28 protein-coding genes and 1 tRNA gene are annotated in these 24,785 nt (G+C 37.3%); 13 read left to right on the top strand and 16 right to left on the bottom strand.

The window, feature by feature from the left end; all coding sequences use genetic code 11:
- Nucleotides 1-2: 2 nt before the first annotated feature.
- Nucleotides 3-2,306, bottom strand: a complete 2,304-nt coding sequence (locus CWD90_RS09970; protein ID WP_103475814.1) for a TonB-dependent receptor — start codon at nucleotides 2,304-2,306, stop codon at nucleotides 3-5.
- 78 nt (nucleotides 2,307-2,384) lie between these two features.
- On the opposite strand from CWD90_RS09970, the gene CWD90_RS09975 reads away from it, so the two are divergent.
- The 5 genes from CWD90_RS09975 to CWD90_RS09995 are packed head-to-tail and all read left to right on the top strand — an operon-like array spanning nucleotide 2,385 to nucleotide 5,202.
- The gene (locus tag CWD90_RS09975) at nucleotides 2,385-3,047 is read left to right on the top strand and encodes a metal-dependent transcriptional regulator (protein ID WP_103475815.1); all 663 of its coding nucleotides are present in this window, start codon (nucleotides 2,385-2,387) and stop codon (nucleotides 3,045-3,047) included.
- On the top strand, nucleotides 3,044-3,865 hold the full coding sequence (locus CWD90_RS09980) for a ZIP family metal transporter (protein WP_103475816.1): 822 nt from the start codon (nucleotides 3,044-3,046) through the stop codon (nucleotides 3,863-3,865). The genes CWD90_RS09975 and CWD90_RS09980 overlap by 4 nt, the downstream gene beginning before the upstream one ends.
- Nucleotides 3,866-3,909: 44 nt before the next feature.
- Nucleotides 3,910-4,341 carry a hypothetical protein gene (locus tag CWD90_RS09985; protein WP_103475817.1) on the top strand — a complete coding sequence of 144 codons (432 nt, stop codon included), beginning with the start codon at nucleotides 3,910-3,912 and terminating at the stop codon, nucleotides 4,339-4,341.
- Between the two features lie 26 nt (nucleotides 4,342-4,367).
- Complete coding sequence (locus CWD90_RS09990; RefSeq protein WP_239986502.1) at nucleotides 4,368-4,781, top strand: DUF2141 domain-containing protein; 414 nt, start codon at nucleotides 4,368-4,370, stop codon at nucleotides 4,779-4,781.
- Between the two features lie 34 nt (nucleotides 4,782-4,815).
- Entirely contained in the window at nucleotides 4,816-5,202 is a 387-nt protein-coding gene (locus CWD90_RS09995; protein WP_103475819.1) for a DUF423 domain-containing protein, read from the top strand.
- Between the two features lie 3 nt (nucleotides 5,203-5,205).
- On the opposite strand, the gene CWD90_RS10000 is transcribed toward CWD90_RS09995, so the two are convergent.
- From CWD90_RS10000 to CWD90_RS10015, 5 genes are all read right to left on the bottom strand, one after another.
- Nucleotides 5,206-6,738: a carboxypeptidase-like regulatory domain-containing protein gene (locus tag CWD90_RS10000; protein ID WP_103475820.1), complete on the bottom strand. Its 1,533-nt coding sequence runs from the start codon at nucleotides 6,736-6,738 to the stop codon at nucleotides 5,206-5,208.
- Nucleotides 6,739-6,879: 141 nt separating this feature from the next.
- Nucleotides 6,880-7,029: a hypothetical protein gene (locus CWD90_RS23195; protein WP_192878009.1), complete on the bottom strand. Its 150-nt coding sequence runs from the start codon at nucleotides 7,027-7,029 to the stop codon at nucleotides 6,880-6,882.
- Nucleotides 7,030-7,105: 76 nt separating this feature from the next.
- Nucleotides 7,106-9,343 carry a ferrous iron transport protein B gene (gene feoB / locus CWD90_RS10005; protein ID WP_103475821.1) on the bottom strand — a complete coding sequence of 746 codons (2,238 nt, stop codon included), beginning with the start codon at nucleotides 9,341-9,343 and terminating at the stop codon, nucleotides 7,106-7,108.
- Nucleotides 9,340-9,582 carry a FeoA family protein gene (locus tag CWD90_RS10010; RefSeq protein WP_103475822.1) on the bottom strand — a complete coding sequence of 81 codons (243 nt, stop codon included), beginning with the start codon at nucleotides 9,580-9,582 and terminating at the stop codon, nucleotides 9,340-9,342. The genes feoB and CWD90_RS10010 overlap by 4 nt, the downstream gene beginning before the upstream one ends.
- A 218-nt stretch (nucleotides 9,583-9,800) precedes the next feature.
- On the bottom strand, nucleotides 9,801-10,475 hold the full coding sequence (locus CWD90_RS10015; RefSeq protein WP_103475864.1) for an SCO family protein: 675 nt from the start codon (nucleotides 10,473-10,475) through the stop codon (nucleotides 9,801-9,803).
- Between the two features lie 163 nt (nucleotides 10,476-10,638).
- Here CWD90_RS10015 and rseP point away from each other — a divergent pair, with 163 nt between their 5' ends.
- The 6 genes from rseP to CWD90_RS23640 all read left to right on the top strand — a co-directional run bounded on the left by rseP (nucleotide 10,639) and on the right by CWD90_RS23640 (nucleotide 14,826).
- Nucleotides 10,639-11,955, top strand: coding sequence for an RIP metalloprotease RseP (gene rseP, locus CWD90_RS10020; RefSeq protein WP_103475823.1), 1,317 nt, complete (start codon nucleotides 10,639-10,641; stop codon nucleotides 11,953-11,955).
- Nucleotides 11,956-12,134: 179 nt separating this feature from the next.
- Nucleotides 12,135-12,208: transfer RNA gene (locus CWD90_RS10025), tRNA-Asn, on the top strand.
- Between the two features lie 350 nt (nucleotides 12,209-12,558).
- Entirely contained in the window at nucleotides 12,559-12,855 is a 297-nt protein-coding gene (locus CWD90_RS10030) for a helix-turn-helix transcriptional regulator (protein WP_103475824.1), read from the top strand.
- Nucleotides 12,852-13,304, top strand: a complete 453-nt coding sequence (locus CWD90_RS10035; protein WP_103475825.1) for a helix-turn-helix domain-containing protein — start codon at nucleotides 12,852-12,854, stop codon at nucleotides 13,302-13,304. The genes CWD90_RS10030 and CWD90_RS10035 overlap by 4 nt, the downstream gene beginning before the upstream one ends.
- 5 nt (nucleotides 13,305-13,309) lie before the next feature.
- Nucleotides 13,310-13,972, top strand: coding sequence for a P-loop NTPase family protein (locus CWD90_RS10040; RefSeq protein WP_103475826.1), 663 nt, complete (start codon nucleotides 13,310-13,312; stop codon nucleotides 13,970-13,972).
- Nucleotides 13,973-14,265: 293 nt separating this feature from the next.
- Entirely contained in the window at nucleotides 14,266-14,826 is a 561-nt protein-coding gene (locus CWD90_RS23640) for a BfmA/BtgA family mobilization protein (protein ID WP_317045718.1), read from the top strand.
- Nucleotides 14,827-15,170: 344 nt separating this feature from the next.
- Here the strand turns inward: CWD90_RS23640 and CWD90_RS10050 are convergent, their stop codons facing one another.
- The 3 genes from CWD90_RS10050 to CWD90_RS23005 all read right to left on the bottom strand — a co-directional run bounded on the left by CWD90_RS10050 (nucleotide 15,171) and on the right by CWD90_RS23005 (nucleotide 17,941).
- Nucleotides 15,171-15,839: a DNA-binding response regulator gene (locus CWD90_RS10050; RefSeq protein ID WP_103475827.1), complete on the bottom strand. Its 669-nt coding sequence runs from the start codon at nucleotides 15,837-15,839 to the stop codon at nucleotides 15,171-15,173.
- A gap of 7 nt (nucleotides 15,840-15,846) precedes the next feature.
- Nucleotides 15,847-17,709, bottom strand: a complete 1,863-nt coding sequence (locus CWD90_RS10055) for an ATP-binding protein (RefSeq protein ID WP_103475828.1) — start codon at nucleotides 17,707-17,709, stop codon at nucleotides 15,847-15,849.
- A gap of 73 nt (nucleotides 17,710-17,782) precedes the next feature.
- A complete protein-coding gene (locus CWD90_RS23005; RefSeq protein WP_157941188.1) occupies nucleotides 17,783-17,941 on the bottom strand; it encodes a hypothetical protein in 159 nt (52 codons plus the stop codon).
- Between the two features lie 341 nt (nucleotides 17,942-18,282).
- On the opposite strand from CWD90_RS23005, the gene CWD90_RS10060 reads away from it, so the two are divergent.
- Nucleotides 18,283-18,990, top strand: a complete 708-nt coding sequence (locus tag CWD90_RS10060; RefSeq protein ID WP_103475829.1) for a hypothetical protein — start codon at nucleotides 18,283-18,285, stop codon at nucleotides 18,988-18,990.
- Nucleotides 18,991-19,023: 33 nt separating this feature from the next.
- Here the strand turns inward: CWD90_RS10060 and CWD90_RS10065 are convergent, their stop codons facing one another.
- The 4 genes from CWD90_RS10065 to CWD90_RS10080 all read right to left on the bottom strand — a co-directional run bounded on the left by CWD90_RS10065 (nucleotide 19,024) and on the right by CWD90_RS10080 (nucleotide 21,700).
- A complete protein-coding gene (locus CWD90_RS10065) occupies nucleotides 19,024-19,431 on the bottom strand; it encodes a hypothetical protein (protein WP_103475830.1) in 408 nt (135 codons plus the stop codon).
- Between the two features lie 74 nt (nucleotides 19,432-19,505).
- Nucleotides 19,506-20,231, bottom strand: a complete 726-nt coding sequence (locus CWD90_RS10070) for a hypothetical protein (protein WP_103475831.1) — start codon at nucleotides 20,229-20,231, stop codon at nucleotides 19,506-19,508.
- A 118-nt stretch (nucleotides 20,232-20,349) separates the two neighbouring features.
- The gene (locus CWD90_RS10075; RefSeq protein ID WP_103475832.1) at nucleotides 20,350-20,814 is read right to left on the bottom strand and encodes a hypothetical protein; all 465 of its coding nucleotides are present in this window, start codon (nucleotides 20,812-20,814) and stop codon (nucleotides 20,350-20,352) included.
- A gap of 238 nt (nucleotides 20,815-21,052) precedes the next feature.
- Complete coding sequence (locus CWD90_RS10080) at nucleotides 21,053-21,700, bottom strand: hypothetical protein (RefSeq protein ID WP_103475833.1); 648 nt, start codon at nucleotides 21,698-21,700, stop codon at nucleotides 21,053-21,055.
- A 450-nt stretch (nucleotides 21,701-22,150) separates the two neighbouring features.
- Between CWD90_RS10080 and CWD90_RS10085 the strand changes: the two genes are divergently transcribed.
- A complete protein-coding gene (locus tag CWD90_RS10085) occupies nucleotides 22,151-22,738 on the top strand; it encodes a thermonuclease family protein (RefSeq protein WP_103475834.1) in 588 nt (195 codons plus the stop codon).
- A 189-nt stretch (nucleotides 22,739-22,927) separates the two neighbouring features.
- Here CWD90_RS10085 and CWD90_RS10090 read toward each other — a convergent pair whose 3' ends face one another.
- The 3 genes from CWD90_RS10090 to CWD90_RS23010 all read right to left on the bottom strand — a co-directional run bounded on the left by CWD90_RS10090 (nucleotide 22,928) and on the right by CWD90_RS23010 (nucleotide 24,658).
- Nucleotides 22,928-23,134 carry a hypothetical protein gene (locus CWD90_RS10090; RefSeq protein WP_103475835.1) on the bottom strand — a complete coding sequence of 69 codons (207 nt, stop codon included), beginning with the start codon at nucleotides 23,132-23,134 and terminating at the stop codon, nucleotides 22,928-22,930.
- 32 nt (nucleotides 23,135-23,166) lie between these two features.
- Complete coding sequence (locus CWD90_RS10095) at nucleotides 23,167-24,069, bottom strand: hypothetical protein (protein WP_157941189.1); 903 nt, start codon at nucleotides 24,067-24,069, stop codon at nucleotides 23,167-23,169.
- A 448-nt stretch (nucleotides 24,070-24,517) separates the two neighbouring features.
- Complete coding sequence (locus tag CWD90_RS23010) at nucleotides 24,518-24,658, bottom strand: hypothetical protein (protein ID WP_157941190.1); 141 nt, start codon at nucleotides 24,656-24,658, stop codon at nucleotides 24,518-24,520.
- Nucleotides 24,659-24,785 lie beyond the last annotated feature (127 nt).

The raw sequence follows: 24,785 nt of genomic DNA on the forward strand, positions 1-24,785 counted from the left end.
TCTTATAAAGATTTTATCCTTAGTCCTATAAAAACGGTTCTTGGAGCCCCAGGACCATAGACGTAGTTACTATCCCTGTTTTTCCCCAAATCAAAATCGTCCTGATAAGCATTGGTCAAATTTTTGACACCACCAAATATCTCTATTCCTGTGTCAATTTCGGAAAATGCGTGGTTATAGCCAAGGCGGAGACTTAGTTCCGTAAACGTTGGGGACTGGGTATATTCATTTACTTGCTGTCCTGTTCCCTCCCCACTATAATGGGCAATTTCCATAGGTCCGGTGTACACAATATTGGCGCTACCACTTAATTTTTTAGTGGGTGTATAAGTAATAGTGGCATAACCGTAGTGGTTTGGGGTTCTTAAAAATGCCCTTTTTGCTTCCAATCCTGTAATATTCTCAATGGCATTATCGAAGAGGCTGGATTGTAGGGTGAAGCCTGCTTCGATCTGAAGCAAATAATCAAAATTGGCTCTAGTTTCTAGGGTAATACCCCGGACCGTTGCACCAGGACCGTTTCTCTTTTCAAAACGCTGTCCAAATTCATCCTCGCCCAAAGGGAAAAGATAATAGGCATCATTTAAGTGGGTATAAAACCCCTCCAGAGTAAAACCGGCAATGAAGTGTTCTGATGCCTTATCATAATTAATAGATCCTGTAAAACTGTTGGAGCGTTCCTCCTTTAGGCGGTCGGATAATGAAATACGGGAGATACCACCTCCGGCAAAGGCAATGTGCAAGTCCGTATCAAAAGCTTGGGGAGCCCTAAAACCAGTACCCCAACCCAATCTCAATTGTGTCTCCTTGTTCCACTTGTAGAGCAAGGAGAGCCTAGGGCTAATAATAGTTTTGTCTACTAGGTTGTGGTCATCGATCCTAAAACCGGAAAGAAAATTTAATTTGGCAGAAATATCCCAGTCGTTCTGTATAAAACCACTTAAATTCCTAGTTGTTTGGTCTATTTTATAATTATAGGGTTCAATAACATCCAGTACCTCGTCATATACAAATTCGGAACCAAATGTAAATACGGTTTTACCGCCAAGAAACTCTTTAAAGCTATGATTGTATTGTGTGCCACCTTGATGTGTAGTAACATTTGATATTCCGTAAGGGGGGTCCGCCAAGAATTCCCCCAATTCTGGTTGGCTGTCCGGGATTATGCCCGTATAATGATCACGATCGGTATATTGACCACCATAATAAAGTATAAGTGCACTTTTTTCCTCATTAAAATTTATTTGATAATCCAGACTGCCCATGAGTACGTTATGGGTCCTTTCTTCGGATTGCTGTGCCAAGTGGGCAGGTTTATCCACCATCTCCCCGCCGTACCGGTATTCATTTATGCTACTAATACTTACTTCTAACTTTTGGTTTTTCTTTGGTAGGTAAAAGAAGTTGGTACCGAAGGAGTTGTTTTTTAGCTGTGGTAGCTCAGAAAAATTATCGCCGTTAGCGTCATAGGTGTCACGGTCCCTCTTGCTGACGAAAAAGGTGGCTCCTGCATTTCGTTTTGGATTTACTACGGTTGCGTTTCCTACTAGAAGATGATCGTTGCCATTGTTCCCTACATTTTGATAGGTATAGGTAAAGGAATAGTCGTTTTGTCTTGGAATTTTGGTGATCACATTCACGGTACCACCTATGGCACTTGATCCGTATAAGGCCGAAACGCCGCCTCGGACTATTTCTATACGTTCTATCATGTTGGTTGGAATTTGCTCCATACCGTATAAGCCGGTAAGCGGGCTAAAAATAGGCCTTCCGTTGATCAATATTTGTGAATACCCCCCTTGAAGTCCATTTATCCGCAATTGGGTATAATTGCACGTTTGGCAATCGGTTTCCACCCGGAGGCCTGGTTGGAACCTAAGCCCTTCAGAAAGATTTGTTGCCACTACATTATCCAATGTTTTACTGTTGATCAGATTTACGATGACGGGGGAGTCCGTGCGTCTTTTGTCCGTTCGCGTTCCAGTTACCACTACCTGTTCCAGCCCCATAACATCTTCTTTTAATTCAAAATTTAATTTTAATGTAGGGGATTGGTCTACAATAGTTTTTTTAAGTATGGAGGTGTATCCTATGCTTTGGCAAACTACGGTATAGCTTCCAAAGGGAGCGTTTAGGCTATACTTCCCTGTTTCATCCGTAGTGGTGCCGATGTGGGTGCCTTGCAGCTGTATGGTCGCCCAGGCCAATAGCTCTCCGTTGGAGGTAACTGTACCTTCCAAGGTTCCGGTTTGGGAGAAAAGAAGGGATAATGGTGCAAATAGAAATAGTAAAATTATATTTTTCATTAAGTTAAATTATATTTTAGGCAAATCTAAAAATTTGTTTGTACAAATAAAAATGTATTTTTGTATAAATATTATTTGATGACACGTTCGGAAGAGAATTATATTAAGACCATTTTTCATTTAGGCAGAAAGGGGACAGAGGAAGTGGCCACCAATGCCATTGCAGAGCTAATGGAAACCAAGCCCTCCTCGGTTACCGATATGATTAAAAAATTGTCCGAAAAAGATTTGGTAAACTACAAACGATACCAAGGGGTTTCGTTAACCCCATTAGGGACAAAAAGGGCATTGAGCATTATTAGAAAGCATAGACTTTGGGAAGTTTTTTTAGTGGAGAAACTGGATTTTTCCTGGGATGAGGTCCATGAGGTGGCGGAACAGTTGGAGCACATTAAAAGTGACCAGCTAATAGATAGTCTAGATCGTCTCTTGGCATTTCCCAAGTTTGATCCGCATGGAGATCCAATACCGGATAGGAACGGAGCCTTTAAGGAAAGGGATAGGGATTTGCTTAGTGAAGTCCCTATTAATACTATTGGAGTATGCGTTGGCGTCAAAGATTCATCAGCAACGTTTTTGAAGTTTTTGGATAAGAATGGTATAGCCTTGGGTAATCAAATAAACGTAATCGAAAGGGAGGAGTTCGATGGTTCATTAAATATTGAAATAGACGGAAGGAAAATGCAAATTTCACATGTCATCGCTTCTAATTTGTATATTAAAACCAATGATGAAATATGAATGAAATTATTGATTATTTTGAATCTATCGACCCAATACTAGCTGCTTTTTATGCTACCTTGTTTACATGGGGACTTACGGCCCTGGGTGCCTCATTGGTGTTTTTCTTTAAGACTATGAATCGTGCCGTACTGGATGGCATGCTTGGTTTTACGGGCGGGGTCATGGTAGCGGCCAGTTTCTGGAGTTTATTGGCCCCTGGTATAGAAATGAGCCCTGGGGAGGGATTTGTTAAGGTGATACCGGCTGCAGTTGGCTTTTTATTAGGGGCATTGTTTCTTTTTGGGTTAGATAAGGTATTGCCTCATTTGCATATAAACTTTAAGGAAAACGAAAAAGAAGGAATTAAAACTCCCTGGCATAAAACCACCTTATTAACTTTAGCGATTACCCTGCACAATATTCCAGAAGGATTGGCAGTTGGGGTCTTGTTTGGAGGTGTTGCAGCAGGATTTGATGGAGCTACAATTGGCGGGGCAGTTGCCTTGGCCTTGGGGATAGGACTTCAAAATTTTCCGGAAGGTTTTGCGGTGGCCATGCCGTTAAGGCGGCAGGGCTTAAGTAGGAGAAAGAGTTTTATGTATGGACAGGCATCAGCCTTGGTGGAACCTATTGCAGCGGTATTGGGTGCATGGGCGGTTCTTGCTTTTCAGCCTATTTTACCCTATGCCCTTTCTTTTGCAGCAGGCGCTATGATTTTTGTGGTCGTTGAAGAGGTAATTCCGGAAACTCAACAAGATAAGTTTACGGATATAGCCACCATGGGTTTTATAGGAGGATTTATAGTTATGATGATGCTCGATGTAGGCCTTAGTTGAAATATTTTGGTTTGTTAGAGGAATCATCTATCTTCATTTAAATTATGGGAAATACAGAAAAAAGACATTGGTTTTTAAATTTGCTTATTGTGGTCACCATAATTGTAGTTGCCTTGGCTTTTACGGCTCATTACAAAAATTGGATAAAGACGGAAAAGGAGGAATTGGAAATATTATCTGGAATATATTTCGTTAAAATCCCTTATGCGGAGATGGACAGTGTTGCAATGGTGGAAAAGATTCCTTCCATGGAACGCATCAATGGATTCTCTGTTAAGGAAAGGGAAAAAGGAGTCTTTAAAGAAGATAGCTTAAGCCTTAACAAGGTGTATGTTTATGTGGATCGACTTTCCCAACCTAAAATAAGATTGGTATATCAGGATTCCATGAAATTATTTTTAAACATGCCAGATAGCACGGAAACGGTGGCTATGTATCAGCTTTTATCAAACAAAATTAATCCTCCAAAAGAATAGTTGTGGGGTTTACAATGGTCGGTTATTTGAAGAAATATATTTGGCTTGTGTTGATTTTATTTCCATTCAGCGGCATGTCCCAAAATAAACTGTCCGTAGTAGTGCATGGCGTAAAATCATCCATTGGCAATATCAATATTGCCATTTACAATAAGTCCGAAGGGTTTCTAAAATTTGAGGAGGTATATAAGGTAGAACGCATTACCGCTACTGAGGTCACTACCCATTTCAAGATTTCCGATCTTCCCAAAGGCGAATATGCCATGGCTATTTTTCATGATGAAAACGAAAACGATAAATTGGATACAAATTGGTTGGGAATTCCAAAGGAACCCATAGCCTTTTCTAATGCCAAATTAAAGACCTTTGGTCCTCCATCTTATAAAGAATGCGCTTTTAATTTGAATAAGGACTTGGAATTAAAGATGGAGTTCAATTAGTTTTATTGTTTACTACTTTTATAAAAATATTTTTATGGTTCTTTTAGCGCATGTACTGGGTTCTCTTTACGGTCTTTTAGCAGTGGTTTTCGGGGCATTTGGAGCGCATGCCCTAAAAAAAATCATGAACGAACAACAATTAAAAAGTTTTGAAACTGGGGTAAAGTATCAAATGTACCATGCCATTTTATTACTGGTTTTAGGATTTAATTTTAATCTGGAAACAGCTTTGGAACGTTATATGATTTATTGTATTATAATTGGAGTGTTTCTATTTTCATTTAGTATTTATGGACTTTCTATAAGTGCAGCTAAAGGAAAAAAACTCAAGTTTTTGGGTCCAATTACCCCATTGGGCGGATTATTCCTAGTTATTGGTTGGGCATTGTTGTGTTATTCCTTTATTCAAAATTTGGTTTAGTCTTTAGTTAACCTCTACTCGCGCCGTAAAATCCTTTATTGCCTGGTTGGGTTCTATTATGTTATACCCCTTCCAAAATTCAGGATTGTAGTTGGGCATATAGGTAGGAAGAACGGTATTATTTTCCTGAACGGCATTGAATTGGGCGGTAGTTATGGCTTCAGAATCAAAAAGGATCACCTCGTGCCTGTTTACCCCACTGCTCGCCATATCTATTTTTAAGGAAAGCTCGTTCTGTTTGTTCCTTCCCTTTACACGCTTGTTTAGTTCAATGATTTTCAAAGGCCTTTTTATGGCCACCTTTGCGCCCAGTTCTTCTTCAAAATAGCGTAAATAGTAAAATCCTTCTTCATTCTTGGAAAATATCATCTTGCCCTTGTCCAAATATTGGTCCAAAGATACTCCCAATAGCTTAAAGGTCCTCAAGGATTTAACATTGCTGTAATCCAATCGGATTATAGCAAAATCATCTGCATGGATATATAGCCTACCTTGGTAGTCTGCAGCTCTTTTGGGCTCAAAATCCAGGATATAGACCGCATCATTCCCTATGTAGGTAAAATCTACCATTTTAAAATTGTACCGATTGTCTTTATGGATGAAATTGAGGTCTGAATCTTTCAGAAAGAACTGTTTTTCCATAATCTTACTGAGACTTCCTTTTTTAAAGGAAGCGAAATTCTTTTTTCGATTTTCTTCCTTCTTTTTCTTTTCTTCCAATTCTTTTTTCAGGGCCTCTGCATCTGCACCTTCATTCTCTGGGGTAAATATTTCGTCGGCATCCACTTTTGTACCGAATAGACCCGATTTAATTTTGAAATAGGAATCGGACTTTATATTTTTCTTTAGAATATCATTGAATTTTTCTTCCAAGGAAGTTAGGTCCAATTCACTTTGCTTGTCGTAAAGCTCAGAAGCTTTTATCAGGGTGAGTTTTTGATTGTCCTTTTCATAATTGCCATAGAAGTCACCTAAGATTTCGGTGTAACGGCTCGATTTTTTTGGGATGGTATTCAAAACACTGTCCAAGAATTTCTCGTTGAGCGCAGCTATGGTGGATTCTTTGAAGGTATAATTGGATTTGGTAAGGTTTTGATGATAGGAATCCCTAAAGAACAATCGTTTTTTAGTGAGGGATTTACTATAATTCTTGTCGATATGTTCTTTTACCTGCTCTATAAGCTCTTCGGCAGTATATTGTTTGTTACTGACAATTACAGGATTTAATTCTATTGGCTTGGCACTTAGAAAAATGACAGCTTCGGTGAATTGATTCAATGGCTTGCGCAAACCTTCATAGCCTATGCACGAAATAAATAGGGAGTCGGTGTCTTTGCTTTTTTGATCTAATATCAAACTAAATCGGCCTTCTTCATTGGTAATAACCCCTTTTTTATTGGACAGTAGAATTGTGGCATAGGGGATAGGTTGTTGTGTAGCGGAGTCTTTTACAACGGAGGAAATTACTTGGGCCTGATTAAAATTGCTTCCGAAAACAATTAAAAAAATGGGGAATAAGAATTTAAAATTGAGCATACAAGTCATCTAATGAATACCAAATTAAGGAATTGGATTTCTGAAAGCAATGGACTTGTGATTATTTTAAGACAGATTTATTTTACTTAATAAAATGTAATATTAAGTACCAATGGAAGATTAAAACGTTTTCTACTAGGATTAATGACAACCACAATCCCCATCACCACAAGCTTTAGAGCTACGTTTTTTTCCTGCAAACAAGGATTTTGGCAATAGAAATTTCTTTACAATGTATCCCAAGGCTAAAACCACGGTGATATAGACCAGTATGTGTTGAAGAATGCTCATTTTAGGTGTTTTAAAGTCCTATTAAATTATCGGAAATAAAGTCCGTTACATTTTTACTTATTTTTGGTCATCCTGGTTACTTTAAGATCTGGTATGCGATCAATGCTACAATATAAGCAAAAAGGCTCATAAAAACTAGCTGTGCTGCAGGCCATTTCCAGGTATTTGTCTCCCGTTTTACTATGGCAAGCGTACTCATACATTGCATTGCAAATGCGTAGAATAACAAAAGAGAAATGCCAGAGGCCAAATTAAATAAGGGTTTCTTTGTTTTAGGGTCTATTTCGGCGGCCATTCTATTCTTTATGGTGTCTTCTTCGTCACTGCCTACACTATATATAGTAGCTAAAGTACCCACGAAGACTTCCCGAGCAGCAAAAGAGGCAAGGACGGCAATACCAATCTTCCAATCGTAACCCAGCGGGCGCACTACCGGTTCTATGGCTTTTCCCATATATCCCATATAAGAGTTTTCCAGTTTGTAACTAGCTATTTCTTGGTTCACTGCCTTGTCGTGTAAGGTCTTTTCTTTAAGCCTTAGTGAATCTCTTAATCCTACTTGGTCCATAGCGTAGGCTTGGGTATTGATGCTATCCTGAAGTGCTTGTTTGTACGAGGCCATGGTACTTTCAATATTGATTTTATTGAAATCCGAAAATCCTTGTTTTTCAATTTGCTCACTTACAATCCCCTCGGCATTGGCAAAATTATCCGAAAATCCATTGGATCCCAGAAACCAAAGTATGATGGAGATGGCCAAAATAATCTTACCGGCGCCCAACACAAAACTTTTAGTTTTTTCCCAAACTGTATAGACCACATTCTTAACGAGTGGGAGCTTATAATTTGGCATTTCCATGACAAAAAAAGTCTTGCTTTTTATCTTCATGATCTTGTTCAAGATCATCGCCGAAAAAATAGCTGCTCCAAATCCCATGAGATAAAGGAGCATTAAGGTCAAGGCCTGATAACTCAGCCCAAGAAATCTTCCCTCAGGAATAACTAGGGCAATAATGATCAAATAAACAGGTAGTCTGGCAGAGCAGGTAGTAAACGGGGTAACCAAAATGGTAATAAGCCGCTCCTTCCAGTTTTCAATAGTCCTAGTGGCCATAATTGCGGGAATTGCACATGCTGTTCCTGAAATCAGAGGCACTACGCTCTTGCCGCTTAAGCCAAACGGACGCATCAATTTGTCCATTAAAAAAACAACCCGGCTCATATAACCGGATTCCTCCAAGAGGGCAATAAAAAGGAATAAAAAGGCTATTTGGGGAATAAAAATGACTATTCCACCTATCCCAGCAAGGATTCCTTCCGCAATTAAATTGGTAAATACCCCTGGAGGTAAAGTGTCCTTGACCCATTCACTGGCAGAAGCAAAAGATTCATCAATAAAATCCATTGGGTAACTGCTCCAGTCGTATATGGCCTGAAATATGGTTAGAAGTATCAAGAAAAAAATGACATACCCAAATATTTTGTGTGTCAAAATCTTGTCCAATGTGGCCCTGAGTCCCTTGGCCGCATTAATATCCACCTTATATGCCTGTTTTAGTATGCCATTTATAAATTGATATCTAAGAATGGTTTCCTTCTGTTGCAACCTTTTTAGTTCGGCCTTAGATTTGGTGGCAAAAGAGGAGGGAATGGTAATTGGATTTTTTGCTATGGGCATAAAATTAACATCCTGTGTAATTACAAGCCATAGTTTATAAAGTTCTTCTTTTGGAAAAGTCGATTTCAATTTTTCAAAATACTGGGGTGCAATTACCGTAGTGTCAACATTAGGGCTAATGGATAGATTTTTATAGTCCGCTATCAATTCCTTAACTCGGTCTATACCCGTACCTTTTCTGGTGCTTACCAACGCTATTTTGGTGTCCAGTTTTTCTTCCAACAGTTCTATGTCCAAAGAAATACCAGTCCTGGACATGCGATCGGCCATATTAATGACCAAGATTACCGGGATTTTAAGATCTTTGATTTGTGTAAAAAGAAGAAGGTTTCTTTTAAGGTTTTCAACGTCGCTGATTACAACGGCAACGTCGGGAAAATCCTTATCATTTTTATTGAGCAAAAGTTCTACCACTACACTTTCATCCAAAGAAGTAGTATTAAGGCTATAGGTACCTGGTAAATCCAATATATGTGCCTTTACACCACGAGGCAGTTTACAGACCCCTTCCTTTTTTTCAACAGTGATGCCCGGGTAGTTGCCTACTTTTTGTTTTAATCCGGTTAGTTGGTTGAAAACGGAAGTCTTTCCGGTATTGGGATTGCCTATAAGCGCAACCTTGATCTGTTTGCTCATAGTGGGGAATCTTCAATAATTTCTAATTCTATCAGGGCGGCTACAGATCGCCTAATGGCTATGTGCGTGCCGTTAACGTTAATGTATATGGGGTCTTTAAGAGGGGCCACTTGTACGAGTTCAATTTCATTGCCAGGAAGGCAACCTAATTCCAATAGTTTAATTGGAAGTATTCCATCGGCAAATTCTTTGATGATTCCCTTTTGACCTCGCTTTAAATGTGCTACTGTGGTAGTCAATTTTTATTTAGATTGATTTTAATTAAGCACAAAAATAAAAGAAAAAGATGAAGTATTACGGTAAAACCATAAAAAGTTGAAGCTTTGAAGGCCTGTTGCTTCCAATTGAAGAGACACTAAGATTTTTTTAAAGGTAGCAGAGGTGGTAAATGGGACTTCGACATAGGAAATCGCCAATCTTAATTATACCTTTTTATCCGTAAAGAGTTTTTGGTACTTTACTCCTTATAGGAAGATTTCAATATTTTAAGATCGCTCAATAATTTATCCATTTCTTCCGATTTTGTACCATCATAAAAGCCCCTTATCCTACGTTCTTTGTCTACAAGAATAAAGTTTTCGGTATGGATCATATCGTACGGTCCTCCGTCACCACTGGTCTTAACTGCTAAATAGGATTTTCTAGCCAGTTCATAGATCTGTTCCTTGTCACCTGTAACCAGATTCCATTTGTTATCCTTGACCCCTTTTTCCAAGGCATATTTTTTTAATTGTGGAACGGAATCTATGTCTGGGGTAACGGAATGGGATAGCAACAATACGTCACTGTCATTCATGATTTTGTCCTGAAGGCCAGCCATATTTTTTGTCATTATAGGACAAATTGTGGGACAGGTAGTAAAGAAAAAATCGGCAATATAAATTTTGTTGTGGTAGTCCACTTGAGTTATCGATTTGCCGTTTTGATTGGTCAAAGTAAAATCGGCAATAGTGTGGTATTTTTTCACATGCTGTAAGGTGCTGTCTACCAATTCAAAATTTACCATGGCTGGTTGGTAAACCGGTAACAATTTTTTGGGTTGAAGGGCATTGTAGAAAAGGGTGACGATTATCCCGGAAACAATGAGTAGAACAATGCCGAAGAATTTAAATTTGGCAAAAAACGAACGCATGTTTTTTTGGCAAAGGTAGGGCAGATACCGTGAAATTTCAAGCATCTTTAAACGGATTGCTACTAAAACTTTCATAAAAATAGCCCTTGTGGGGAATAGTTTTTTTTTAAGACCACCTAATAATGTACTTTTGTGCGCTTTTAAAGTTTAAAAAAAATACTGAATGACGTTAGCAATACAGATTGTACAGTTTGTACTTATCATATCCATTTTGGTGATTCTCCACGAATTGGGCCATTTTCTTCCCGCAAAATATTTTAAGACGAAAGTGGAGAAATTCTATTTGTTTTTTGATGTGAAGTTTTCCCTTTTCAAAAAGAAAATAGGGGATACGGAATATGGAATTGGTTGGTTGCCCTTGGGCGGTTATGTGAAGATTGCGGGGATGATCGATGAGAGCATGGACACCGAGCAAATGAAGCAAGAACCACAACCTTGGGAGTTCCGTAGCAAGCCGGCTTGGCAACGTCTTATTATAATGACAGGTGGGGTTATTGTAAACTTTTTGTTGGCGTGGGTAATTTATACCACGATGTTGGCAAGTAATGGTGATACGTATATTCCTTCGGATAGTTTAAAATATGGAATAGTAGTAGATTCAATTGGAGAGCAGTTGGGATTAAAGACAGGCGATCAAATTTTGATGGTGGACGATAAGAAAACCAGAAAATTCAACGAGGCGGTTTTGGATATCATTCTCGGAGATGAGGTAACGGTTAAAAGGGATGGAAATGAAATTACCTTTCCTTTATCTGATGAAGGAAAGGAAACTGTTTTTGCAACCCAAGGCAAAAATTTCTTGGGGTATAGATCCAAGGCTATTATTGCCAAGGTGCAGCCCAATTCGGTAGCGGAAGAGGCAGGCCTATTGCCAGGTGACGAAATTGTTGGGGTAAATGGTGTAAGTACCAAGTTTTGGGATGAGTTCAGAGGTAAAATTGGTTCATCCGCCAATCAAAAGTTAGACATCAGCGTTTTGAGAAACGGGGCTACAGAACACTTGGAACTAACAGTTCCCGATGTAGGACTCATAGGTATAGAATTAGATCTTAACGATCTTAGGGTCACCGATAATTATAGTTTTCTTGAGGCCATTCCTGCAGGTTATACACGTACCATACAGGTGTTGACCGATCAGATAAGACAGTTTAAAGTTATTTTCAATACCAAGACGGGAGCTTACAAACAGGTTAAAGGACCCATAGGAATTGTGGAAATGATGCCGGAAACTTGGAATTGGATTTTCTTTTGGAATTTTATGGCCATGTTTTCCGTATGGTTGGCATTTTTGAATATTCTTCCTATTCCGGCATTGGATGGCGGGCATGTAATGTTTTTATTGTACGAAATAATTTCTGGCAGGAAACCAAGTGAGAAAGTGTTGGAAACGGGCCAAATAATTGGTTTTGTTATACTTATGGGGCTTATGGCAGTGGTATTTGGAAACGATATCTGGAATATTATCAAGAAGTTTTTATAGGAGAATTAAATATTTTTAAAAATTAGGTGTAAAACAGCCATTTTTTGTTTGGCGTATTTGAAAAAACATTTTATATTTGCACCCGCTTAGGCGATAAAAATACACTCCTCCTTAGCTCATCCCGATAGCTATCGGGAGGTTAGAGGAAACGTTCTTTAAGAGAATTAAAATATATACACTCCTCCTTAGCTCAGTTGGTTAGAGCATCTGACTGTTAATCAGAGGGTCCTTGGTTCGAGCCCAAGAGGGGGAGCTTAATGAGAATAGGCCTTACGAGAAATCGTGAGGCCTTTTTCTTTTCATGGGTACAACATAGGTACAACATTTTTTTTTCTACATAATATTACTTCAAAGACTCCAAAAATTATTCTTAGTTAGGCACTTTCAACAGAAGAAACTAGTTAGAGCTATATCCCAAATAGGATTCAGCTTCCTTTTTCAAATACCATCATATGAAATTTGCGTGTTGCGTAATTCTGACCGTTTTTTAAGATTCGTTGTCAATCCCTCAATAACTATCATTTTTTTAAGTTAAAATTTTCTCGTTCTTCTTTCGGTGTTATTTGCTTCTATAATTTGAAGAAAATCATAAAGTTAATTATCATGGAAGAAAACGAAAACGTAGTGGACCTGCTATCCGATATCAAGGGTCTGTTGTCCCACACCAAGAAAGTAATGAACGTGGAGGATCTGGCCGCATACACCGGACTCTCCAAAAGTAAGATCTACAAACTGACCCAGCTAAAGCTGATTCCCATGGGGAACAATCCCCATATCCGACAGAAATTTTTTGACAAGGATACTATCGACGCCTGGCTCTTGGGGGAACCCGACCTTTCCGATGAGACCTTGGAACATAGGTTCAACAAGTCCTTGGTGAAAAACAAGAGAAAATTATGAAACCTGAAGAAAGAAATTTTCAGGGTATCTGGATACCGAGGGTGATCTATCTGAACTCGGATGCAAATTGGTATGCAAAAATCTTATTCCTGGAGATACATAGCTTCACCGAAAGCGGGAGGGAATGCTTTATGTCCAACAGGCACATTGCTACCTTTCTGCATATTTCCGAACGACAGGTCACCAGGTACATTTCCGAACTAAAGACCTTGGGCTGGATAGAGGAAACGGCCTTTAACGGAAGAAGGCGATATCTGAAAAGTTTGCTGCGTTTTAATGATAGAAATGGCGGGCCTGGCAGGACAAAAATGTCCGGACAGCCTGGACAGTTCTGTCGGGGCAGCATGGTCAAAAGTGTCCACCATAATAAACAAGGGATAAAACAAGAAATAAAACAATTTACCTTTTTAAAAGAAGAAAAAAACAATAGAAGTCCAATATTGGAATAGGCGATATGGAAAAAGGATGGTCAGATCGGTTTTTAAAAAAGCAAACGGAACTTAAACCGCTATGCGCCCCAGAACTTTTTAAAAAAGTTTTTTTTAAGGCGGCACAGGAATTTTATGCCCGGATGGATCTAGATTTCGAGGTGGACGCTACCAATAAGAGCTTCTTGGCGCATTTCTGCAAGTATTGGAACCAAGACCCCGAATTTGAAATGGTGGATAACATATCGCTTAGAAAAGGGCTGATAGTTTTCGGCTCCTATGGAACGGGCAAGACATCGAGTTTTAAAATTATCCAGAACATGTCCAAACAATATGGGTTGCGGGAATTGTGGTTTCCCTCAATTGCGGCACAAGAGGTAGTTGCAAAATACAATGCTGAAAAGAACAAGGACCACATTATAGATTACTATTCCAAGGGGACATTTCTATTCGATGATCTGGGATCGGAAACTGTGGGGAACAATGTTTACCAGTACGGGAAGGAGGAAATATTTGTTAGGATACTTTTAAACCGTTATCGGAATTTTGAAAGCCTTGGGACAAAAACACACATTACGACCAATTTGAGCCTGGAACAGATAGGGAACAGGTACGGAACACAGATTTCGGATAGGTTCATAAGGATGTTCAACCGGTTAAAGTTAGATGGCCCTAGCCGTAGAAAATAGCTGGTGAAAGAAAAAAAAGAACTTTTGGAATGAACAAAAGTTTTGGAAGGTCACCAAAAAAATCATAAATCGGGTGAGGCCTTTTAGAAGTCATAAAGAAAGTATTCCGGTACGAAGTAAAACGGAACTAAGGGGAATAGCAAGAGGGTAACGGGCTAAAGCCACGTTACAATATATAAGTTATTGATTTTCAATGAATTGAAAATTGTTTTACTTCTTAATCTGAGAAAATTTGCGACAAACACCATGTAAAGGCCCATTTTTAGGGGAGAATTTGCGACAAGCAGAAAATTATGAACCCATTTATAGGTATTCGTTTTAAGAAAGATACAGCAAAGCAGTTCCAGACGTTTTCGAGACAGCTTTTCAAGACCCATACGGAGGCGCTACAAACGATGTTGGATTTCTTTATTTATAACGAGATTTCTCCAAAGGAATCTTTTGGTCCCAATGGACGGACCATTCAGAATTTGATCAAGAAGCGGTTTAATGCGATGGTCGCCATTATGAAGAATATGGAAAAAAATGGGGTCCTTCCGACCAAGGCTATGATAGAACTTTTATTTGAACACTCGCCACAAAAGAAACGCAGGCAAGCTCCTTTGCTAATGGAAGGTAAGAATGCCGATCCGGAAAGGGATAGGTTCTTCAAAAAGGTGGAAGAGGCCATTAACATAGAAATGGAAAACACCAATCTTAAACGCGACCTAAAGCAAAGAAATGTTGATATTTCGTCACTGCTCGGTAAGATTCAATTGGTAAAGAGCAATTTTGGGAAGCCAAGGTTACAATTGGATATGACTCCTGAGGATTTCGAAAAGCTTACAATAAAGATGAAAAAAGAATTACACTAGAATAGCCCTATTGGATGATTTCGAAAAACAAATCCAGTACCTGCGGAAGTTGAAAAACCCAAAAGTTTTCCAACCTCCTCGGAACCGCTCATAAAAGCATGGAACGTAGAAAGAACATACCATACCTTTATTTTTGCCACCACACGGTTACTTACCACCATCAAAAAGAGATATCCTTCCACTAATTAAATAAGCAAGTGCGCCCTATCCGATTTTTGCTTTACGATTATCTTCCGGAACACTACAAAAATCGGACAGGATCCTCGCGCGGTTAAGTTATGGTAAGATTTGGGGTTGTGTCCGTTTTTTAAAGTGTCCTTGACAAAAAAAATAAGTAGGCAGTACTAAATAAGCCCCAAACTTGAAGCTACATAGACCAAATGTGTAGTATTGGAAGCATTGAAATGGTCCTTTAATTTACTGATATTGGCCTCAATAGATCTTATGCTATTTGGGGAAATACCATCTTCTTTGAGCAATATGCTAATTTCATTCTGCTTATATCCTATGGCCAATAATGACAGTAATTTTTGATCATAGTCATTTAATTCCAAGGTGTTTTTTTGTTGTAGTGCAGCTGTGGCTATTGGGCAAGTGTATGGTTCGCTGTTGGCAATGGATTCAATACAATGCTGAAGCTCCTTAAGCCCGTTAAGTCCCTTACAGACATACCCATCAATTTTTTGGTCCTCAAACAAAGATTTTATGGTGTTGTGATCGTCCTCCACAGAAAAGACCACTACTTTGACTTCTGGATAAATTTCCTTTATAGCCGAAATAAGCTCTTGCCCATTTAGGAGGTTTTTTTTATCCCTAGGATTGTCGAAGGATAAGTCGGTTATTAAAAGCTCATAAGGCTTGCCATCCTTAATTGCCTTTTTTAGTTTCAAAAGAGCTTCATCACAGTACTGGGAATGTCCTATATTGGTATATCCCAAAGTTTGAAGCATGGTAATGACCCCTAGATTGTTACTGTCTATATCTTCCGAAACAAATATCCTGTTGAATTGCATATGTATTTTAAATGGCAAACGTAATGGTGGCGGTGACACCTTCGTTTGGTTTTGAATCGAAATTAATATTTCCTTTTAAACCCTTCATACGGTTTTCCACATTCTTAAGACCGTTTCCAGAATAATTCTCCTTCAAAGAAAAGCCTACCCCATTGTCTTTATAATTAATGGTCACTTGTTTTTTGGTCTTTGTGCAAGTAATGGCAACCAATGAAGCCTGACTATGTTTTTTCATGTTTACCAATAATTCTTGCAGTACCCTATAGACTTCAATCTTAGCTTTTGCCGAGATATCGTCCCAAAAATTAGGTGCTAGTTCTTTGGTTATTAATTTTGTTTTAATGGAGCTATAAGAATTAAGCAGGGCAAAAAATTCTTTTCCAAAATTTTCTCCCGTATTAATGACCGTAAATTCTTTGGAAATATCCCTTATTCTTTTATAAATGCTGTCCAAACCTTGCAAAATTATTGTGTTTTTAGAAGCCGGCATTTCTGGAGAGTCTTTTTGTATCTGGGTCATTAAGTAAAAAATATCATTGCCGAGCTCATCATGTAATTTTTTAGACAAGCGTAGTTCAGTCTTATAAGCTGTCTCCAGCTGCTCCTTTTTTTTCTGCTGATTTTTAAAATATATAACGAAGCCTATCAGTGCCAAGAAAAATAATGCAACTGAAAGCGCTATAATTTTCTGTTTCTCTTTAATGGCAACTTGGGCCAATAGGATAAGGTTCTTTTTTTCTAAATTATCATTATCATATTTTGTTGCAGCATAAATAGAACGCACTCCCTGTTTTGTTTTTTCGAGCTTATTTTGCACAGTGGAATAAAATATGGCTTCTTCGGAAACATCCTGGTTCAAGGCTTTTTTTAGGTGCAAAATTAGATCGAGGGATTCCAAAATAGCGACCGAATTGTTCAGTTTTTTTGAGTTCTCAAGTGCTTTTTGAGCATATTCCAGCGCTTTAGGTTTATTGGTTTCAAAATAATATTCTGCCAAATGAACACTACTGGATATTAATCCAGGAGCCGTATTTAATTCTTGTCTTATGTCCAAAGACTTTAATAGGAGGGACTCACTCTCTGGGTTGTTCTTATTTTCTATCCACTTATAATGCCCCATATTGCATATGGCGCGTGAATATTGTTCTTGATTGTTTGCTTGGGTGCTATTGGCTATGCTATCTAAAATGCCAAAACTGGTATTAAATTCACCTAGTAGCGCTAAGATATTTGCCCTTGTAGTTCTCATGGCATACACATTTTCTGTAGAAATGTCCGAAGAAGGATGCTGGTTTAACAGACTAAAAATTTTATTGTTCCAGCGGAGGGCTTCTTGGTAGTTACCTAATTCTTTCTGGCAGACGGAAATAGTTTGGTACAGACCAGTGATGGATTCTATTTCTTGGGAGCCTTCCAAATATTGTAAACCCTCCGTAGACGTGATCATGCCTCCATTATAATCGCCTAAGCTTTTCTGAATATTGGCCATATCCAATAAACGGTCACCGGCACCGATACTATCCATTAATTTTAAATTTATGGTAAAGGATCTGTCTAAATAGTAGTAAGCAGAATCTAATTGGTCGATTATTTTAAAATAATAACCTTGTCTCCAATAGGCATTACTTATATGATTGCTATCGGATAGAAATTGGGCTTGTTCGAGTAATTTTTTGGAATGGATAATGGCCTTCCCGTAGTCTTTGTTTTTTGCAAAAGCACCAATTTGTTTTTTTAGTTGGGCTATTGAATCCTTTGATTTTTTTAAGGAAACAGCATAATTGTGCACAACATATTCAGTGGAAAACCCTGCCTGGCAACAACTGAAAATGAGCACAAAAAAGAGGGACAAACCAAACTTAAGTTTCATCCCTCCAAAATACAAAAAGCGTTCACATTAAAGGAACGCTTTTAATTAAATACCCAATAATGGGAAAGGAAGATTAATCTTCATCAGGATTTTTTTTCACATCACCATCATCCCCCTCAGTGGCCGATAGATTTTGATACAAAGCGTCAGTATCTGCTACATTATCTTTGTCGCAAGAAATAAAGGACAGATTGGCAATTACTAGAACGAGTAATAAAGCTATTTTTTTCATGTTTTCTATTGTTAAAAATTAGACATAGGTGTTGCTGTTCGGACTGGTCCAAATATTTTTCAGCAACACATTAAGTGTGTTGGAGTACTCCTTTTTTAGGTTGGGAAGTGGAAAACATTTGCAGAAGCTAGGAGCTACTTCCCAATGGCTATTCGCTTACTGCAACTGTTTTCCTTTACTGTAATTGGGATGTTATCATGAGTACATAATCAATTACAAGGCAAAGAAATAAGGTTTGCGTCAGAAGGAATGGAGATCATGTGGAAAAGAAATTCCAGCAGTTTTTTTCCATGAAATTTCCAAATATGTAGTAGTTTTAGAGTGCATTGGAAAAAGAGGATATGTCTAAAAAATTGATATTACTAGTTTTTGAAAAAGCTGAAAGGGAAACGGGGTCTTCAAAGAAAACAAGAAGGGCGCAACATCTTTCGGATATGCTTTTGGAGGATTATAAATATCAAATAAGTGAAAGAACTATTCGGGATTATTATACAACTTATTTAGAAAAAGAGGGGGCTAATAATGAGGAGCTGAAACCACAATTAATTTTGTATTTCTGCAAATATTTGGGCTATGACAATTATGCCAGTTTTGTTAGTGAGCACCCTTCAGAGGTAAAAGTGGCTGCTCCAGAAATAATTGGGATAAAGGGTTTGAATAAAAAGTCTAAAAATGGAGTAATCTTATCTTTTTCAGGACTTGTACTTAGTGTCTTAGTGTATTTTGGATTTGTCAATGAAGAGGAGAACTGTATGGTCTGGAAAGGAAATCACTATGAAAAAACAGTTTGCACAGGAGCAACCCTAGAAAGACCTTTTGCTGAGTTAATACTACTGGAGTTTAGGCAAATTGAACACATTGATTCCTTGGTGGAAAGAAAAGCCATTGGAAAAGAATTGTGGTATGACAAATCGAATGGGAAAGTAGAATTTTTTACCTATCACGGCTATCACCCGGAAAATAACAAAGCCTTAAAAAGTGTAACGGACCATATCTTTCAAACTTATGTCTTGGAAAAAGGCAAGGATTCCCTGGAGATTGGGCTCTAGGATTAAATAGTTGGACCTTGCAGTGAGCCAGGTTTATTCATATAGCCAATAGTCGACGCCCCCGTGATGTGAGCAGGCACCTCTTCCTGTTGCCCTAGAAGTAGATCCATCGTTACAAACAGATCCAATTCTTACCTTTACATTATTAATTTTTGTCTTGGATGAGGTTTTAATCGAGGGCGTTTGGAGGTAATCACTTTTACTTTTATTCTCTAAGGTATTGGGCCAATAGTAATTCCCCGGATTTTCTTGGATACAGCTGGAACTGCTAGAATTTTCTATGGCTTTAGAAATGTTGGTTTGCTTTTTCAGAGTAGGTTCACCATCACTTTTTAAGTAGAAAATAATGAGTACAAAGGCAATTAAAATACTGGTTTTAGGGTAGGCACGGGCTATTCCTATGACTATCCCTAAAAGTATTATGCCGCCGACCAAAGTCATAATTAGTGATTAACTTGAAAAATCATCAGCCCCAACAGAACTAATACTTCTAATGTTTTTTTTGAAAAATTCTCCTATTCATCAAAAAAGAAGTCATGTATTTCTATGATATTACCCCTTTTAATTTGAATTAAATTTTTAGTTTCCTTCAAATAAATACCAAGGGATTTTTCATTGTAAATAAACTTCATGTCCTCGGAGTAATCCGTTGTTACGTACATGTCTCCAGAAAGTTCATAAAATGGAATTGTAGTTTTGCTTTTCACCTTAATTCCTTTGTTTACAATTTTCCCACTGGTTAATTGCTCCTTAACAAAAGTGTCATTTTTTTCTCCAGAAGCAACTTTGGTATAGGAGGTCATCATTTTAATCCATTCTTTGGAATCTATTAAAAACCAATGAACTTTATCAAAGTCGATACCGAATTCATTTATCCAACCATAGCTGGTAAAGCCAAGCAAAATTTGTTTTTTTCCGTCCAACTCCGGTTTGTCCTGAGGAACAAATTCCTGAATTTTAAAGGAGATTACGGATGTTTCCGACATGTCCTTTAACTTTTTTCCATTAAAATCAAGGGTTTGTAAGGAAAAATTGACCAACTCCGGATTATTGGATAAGACCCATTGGGTAGCCGTTAATTCTGCACGCTCCTTCATCTGCTCCACTGCTGCAATTCCTGCGCCGATGGCCAACAAAGCTCCTGCGCCAGCTGCTATAACAGCTCCATTATCTTGGGCTTGTGTATTCTTTGGGACTAAAAAAGTAATGATCAATAAAAATAGTAAGGTGATTTTCTTCATAATTTGTTTTATAAAATTTTCTCTTAAATCCCCGTTTAAAAAGCTGCAATTACTAGGAGAATAAAGACTCACATTGTCAGTCTAATTTTTTATTTATAATTTACTCAATAGTATTATTTCACAATTCCTCGATTTCTAATTTCATTATAATAGGCGCTATACTGGTAGAATATATTAATGATAGTATTAACCCAATAAATGGTATGAATAGAAAGATTGTTTTAATAGGTGCGGAATTCCACATTGCGCTTAATATGGGGACTGACATATTTCCCGATACCATTTCAGGTGGATTGGAATAAAAGAAAGCAAATACTGCTATTATTCCCAACAATCCGGCAATTGAATGTACCACTGCAGTGAACCAGTTTAGCCCATATAATTTCAATATTAGGTAGCGCAATAAACTTGGAATACCGTTTGTAAGCCCAAAAATGAGACCGATTAAAAAAGTATAACCTAGAAGGAGCCATATCCAGCTCAATGAAAACATCCAGGTCATTAGTACTACGCCAAAATAGATGCCTAGATACGCGGTTAAATACCAAAGAAAGATAGTAAGTGGAATAAGCAGATATTTCATATTGGGTTGTTTTGGTTTTTTCTAAGTCAAATCCAATTCAAACATTGGGAAACTTTCTGAAATGGTTGGAACAATTAGGGCCTTATTTTTAGTGTTGGTTAACTTTATTTAAATCGATATTACATTAACACTGATACATTTTATATTTAAAGCAAGGTAATTATAACTGTCAAGGAGATAATACGGAAAACCGCAGTGCTAGAAGTAAATATCAAGCTATAAGGAATTGAAATCCTTTTTAGTTTTTCACTAATTTCTTCGTGAGAACTTCTGAAAGATTTCTCAAATCTTCATTATTTAGTGAAATCAGTCTTAGTTTCTTGGATTTGTAAAATTCAATTTTTTCTTTTTTGCGCTGTTCGTAAACGGTATCACCTTCAAGACCCCAATACTCAATATAGCAATCCCAATCCGGCAAATAAAAATCAGAAACAACGGCAAGTTTGCCATTAGCATAAATTTCCTTTTCATATTCATGCTTTATATTTTGTGTAATTAACCAGAGGTCAATTATAAGTTCCGATTTAGATCGAACCTTATGTCCATCGCTTGATGTCAACATACCTCTGCCCCTATACATATCGGCAAGAGAATTATCATGTCCAGATTTGTAGTAATCAACAGCCTCCATGATATAATTGTGTAATTCCTCCGAACTCCAACCACAATATTTAAGTTTCAACATTTTGTCTGATATTGCAATGCATCTAACTACTACTTCCTCAAAATGTCTATTCCCCTTAATGTACTTCTTAGACTTATAAAGTTTATTTACCTGTTTATTGATTAGGCCTTTGCCTTCATGTGCCTTTGTAATTGTTAATTCAGCAAATTCTTGATCATAAAAGGTGGGGTGGCGTTCTTTTAAATCTTGAAGATATTTCATAGGTAAGTTGTAAAGGTTTGAGAGTTATTAACGGGGCATTTACGGTTTTGGTGTAAGAAAACGCCTGATTTTTTAGGAAGAAGAATAGATTCCCTTTTTAACAGTTGTTAATGAGGGAATTACGAAATCCTCCCACCAATAAAGACTTGGACAAACCCTTTCATTTTGGTTAGGATTCGCTCGCCTATTGCGCGTACTTATAAAATGCTCGGAAAATGTCCAAACATTTAAAACATCGTCTTTGATAGGTTCCTGACCGTTTAAGGTGTAAGCATCTAATAATGCCTTAAACTGCCCTTTAATAAAGTTAGGAATGGGATCATTATACTACGGAAAGTCGCAAGGTATACCCGTATATTATTGGTTTATTTGTGACATATGGACATTGAATTTATATAGAGTAACTTTGATGTTTTTTTAGTTCAAAATTTTAAATGGTACAATTGCTTTATGAGGAACACTATAATAGAATTAAATAAATCCATTGCTTTAGTAATCTTATTTACATTTATCTCCATTTCTTGGGGTCATGCGGAAAACAGTTTAATACAACGGGGGGGTAATTTTCCTTTGAAAGACCTGGAAGAGGAAAAGTTCGTCGAATTTTCTAAAACTGATACCACCAAATTAAAGTACTTAAAAGGCAAAATCATTAGGATTCTTGACGGTGACACTGTAGAAATGCTTTATGGGCAACTACCAATTAAACTGCGATTGGAACATATTGATGCCCCGGAAAAAAGAGGAAAACAACCTTTTGGGAATCGGGCTAAAATTGCTATTTCCGATTTATGTTTTGGGCAAATAGTCAATGTCCGATCCGATGGTAAATTTGACCGCAACGGAAGACTGATCGGGGTTATTTTTAACAAGGACAGCTTAAATGTGAATAAAGAAATGGTACGCTTGGGCATGGCATGGCACTTTAAAAAATATTCAGATGATATGAGCTATGACGAACTGGAAAAGGAAGCCCGTGCCGCCAAAGTTGGCTTGTGGAGTGACCCCTATCCTATAGCGCCATGGGATTTTAGGTAAATTTCTAATCTTTTTTAATTTTCGGATTGCCAAGCCATAATAGGATAAAAGTCGCATTAATTTTTTACTAGTTGGCAGTGTAGCTTTACCCTTAATGTAGTCAGCCCAAAAAATATGATAGCATAAAATTTAAGTCAACAAATGTAACTACTGTATTTTTTGATGTAATTGAGTGAAGGGCAATTTTACCTATTCAACTGCATTTAAATTATTTTTGATAACCCAATCACTAACATAATTATTAATAGCCTTTTGCCAAACTTTAATGTCTTTTTCAACACCAATGGAAATGACGCTACATTCTTCATTACTTAGCTCCATTGCATCAGATGAACTATGGTCGAAATACAGACCAGATTTATTGCAATTTTCTGACCCAAGGTATACCAATATCATACTATTTTTGGCACAAAGTTGTAGTGTATTTTCTATCCGTTATGCCGTTTGTATTTTTCGTACTCCTGCTCAACAAAACTCCGTCCGAGTTCCCAAAGTTTTATTATTCGGCCAACTTCATCAAAAACTTTTGCGTTATTCTTTTCGCTTATTGTTTTCATTGCTTGGTAACTGCTCCTGAAATTATCTATTCCTTGACATGCTTTTTCGAGTTCAAAAAAAGTAACAGGTGTTTTTTGTTCCCTTAACTTCATGTAGTTTATAAGTATTTGGCTGTTTTTTTGATAAGGTTTATTGAACCAAACTGGAACCTTTTTATAGATTTTAGCCAACTCCTTTTCTTTTGTAGTTCCCGTGTAATTATCTGAATGGTATGTTGCTTTGGGGGTATAATCAGTTCTTTGTACTTCATGCTGAACCTCGTTAGGATCGTAAATTTTTATCATAAAATCAATCAATACCCTGTCTACGATATTCTGGCTGTATTCTTTTAAAAGTTTGTTTTTCAATTCGTTTTTTAAGTAGTCCGTATATTCTGTTGTCTTTATTTCTTTTTTTATTTTTTCGACATATTTGTTTTCCTTTATTGTCTGAATTTTCTTTTGAATATATTTCTCAATATTTTCATTACTAAAAGTTTCTTTTTGGAAAAGATTAATGAATTGCAAACCTTTCGGATTGTCTTTTTTAAATGAAATTCTTTCTAAAAGTTCCGATTGGTTTGATCCCACCAAAGAACCGTCAACAAAAATTTTTATTTCATTTCCGATTAAAATGCCAAAATTCAAACGCAACATTCTCATGTAAGATGAAAGTTGGTCTTGAAAACTGGGGTTTTTTAGATCTACTGTTGGATTTTTGACCTCAATTACAAAGAGATTGGTTTGGTCAGATTTTATTATAATATCAGGTGTTATTCTGCCTGAAGCCCCCAATTGGATGCTTTCTCGAACCGAAATATCGTTTTTGAAATGGCTCCAGCCCAGCTTTTCAAATGCTTGAATAACCTTAAGTTCAAAAACTTGTTCCGATGCGTTGGAAGGGATACTTTCTGAAAGTATAAAACACAATTCATTCCATTTCTCCATATTCTATTTTTCTTTTGGGTTCGGTTGGTTTTTATAAATATCACCTCCTAAATAATAAACGGCTAAAGATTAAAGATTCAATTCAAGCCACATTTTATACTGGTAATTTAGTGTTTAATAGTCTAAAGATAAAAGCTATCTATTATAGTTTTATAATTTGGCGGCATTTTAGCTTGGACATTCTCGTTTTGTTTTAAAAGCATTTAGCTATCATCCTATCTAGGGAATAAAAGATTTATTGGATGGTCACTACCATCTTAACACCTGATTATGGTGTTTTTTATTTTTCAGTCCGTTAGCGAGTGGCATTGCTCAAAATATCCGAAATACTCCACCGCCAAAAATACATAAGATTGTAATTGGTTTTAGTGCCGTTATCTGTTAAAAATTCCGTTCCGTCTTTTGGTTTCGCCTGTATTTTTCTTAATTCATCCACGATTTTTCAAATTTTGATGTAGATTTAGGTAATAGTAATGTGGCATCCTTAGGGGTACTTTGAGCAGTAGCATTTTTTAGCTTAAATGAGCGGTCTTGTCAAGCAATGGCAATCTTGCTCAATCCTA

It is taken from the genome of Arenibacter catalasegens, from assembly GCF_002909235.1.
GTDB lineage: Bacteria > Bacteroidota > Bacteroidia > Flavobacteriales > Flavobacteriaceae > Arenibacter > Arenibacter catalasegens.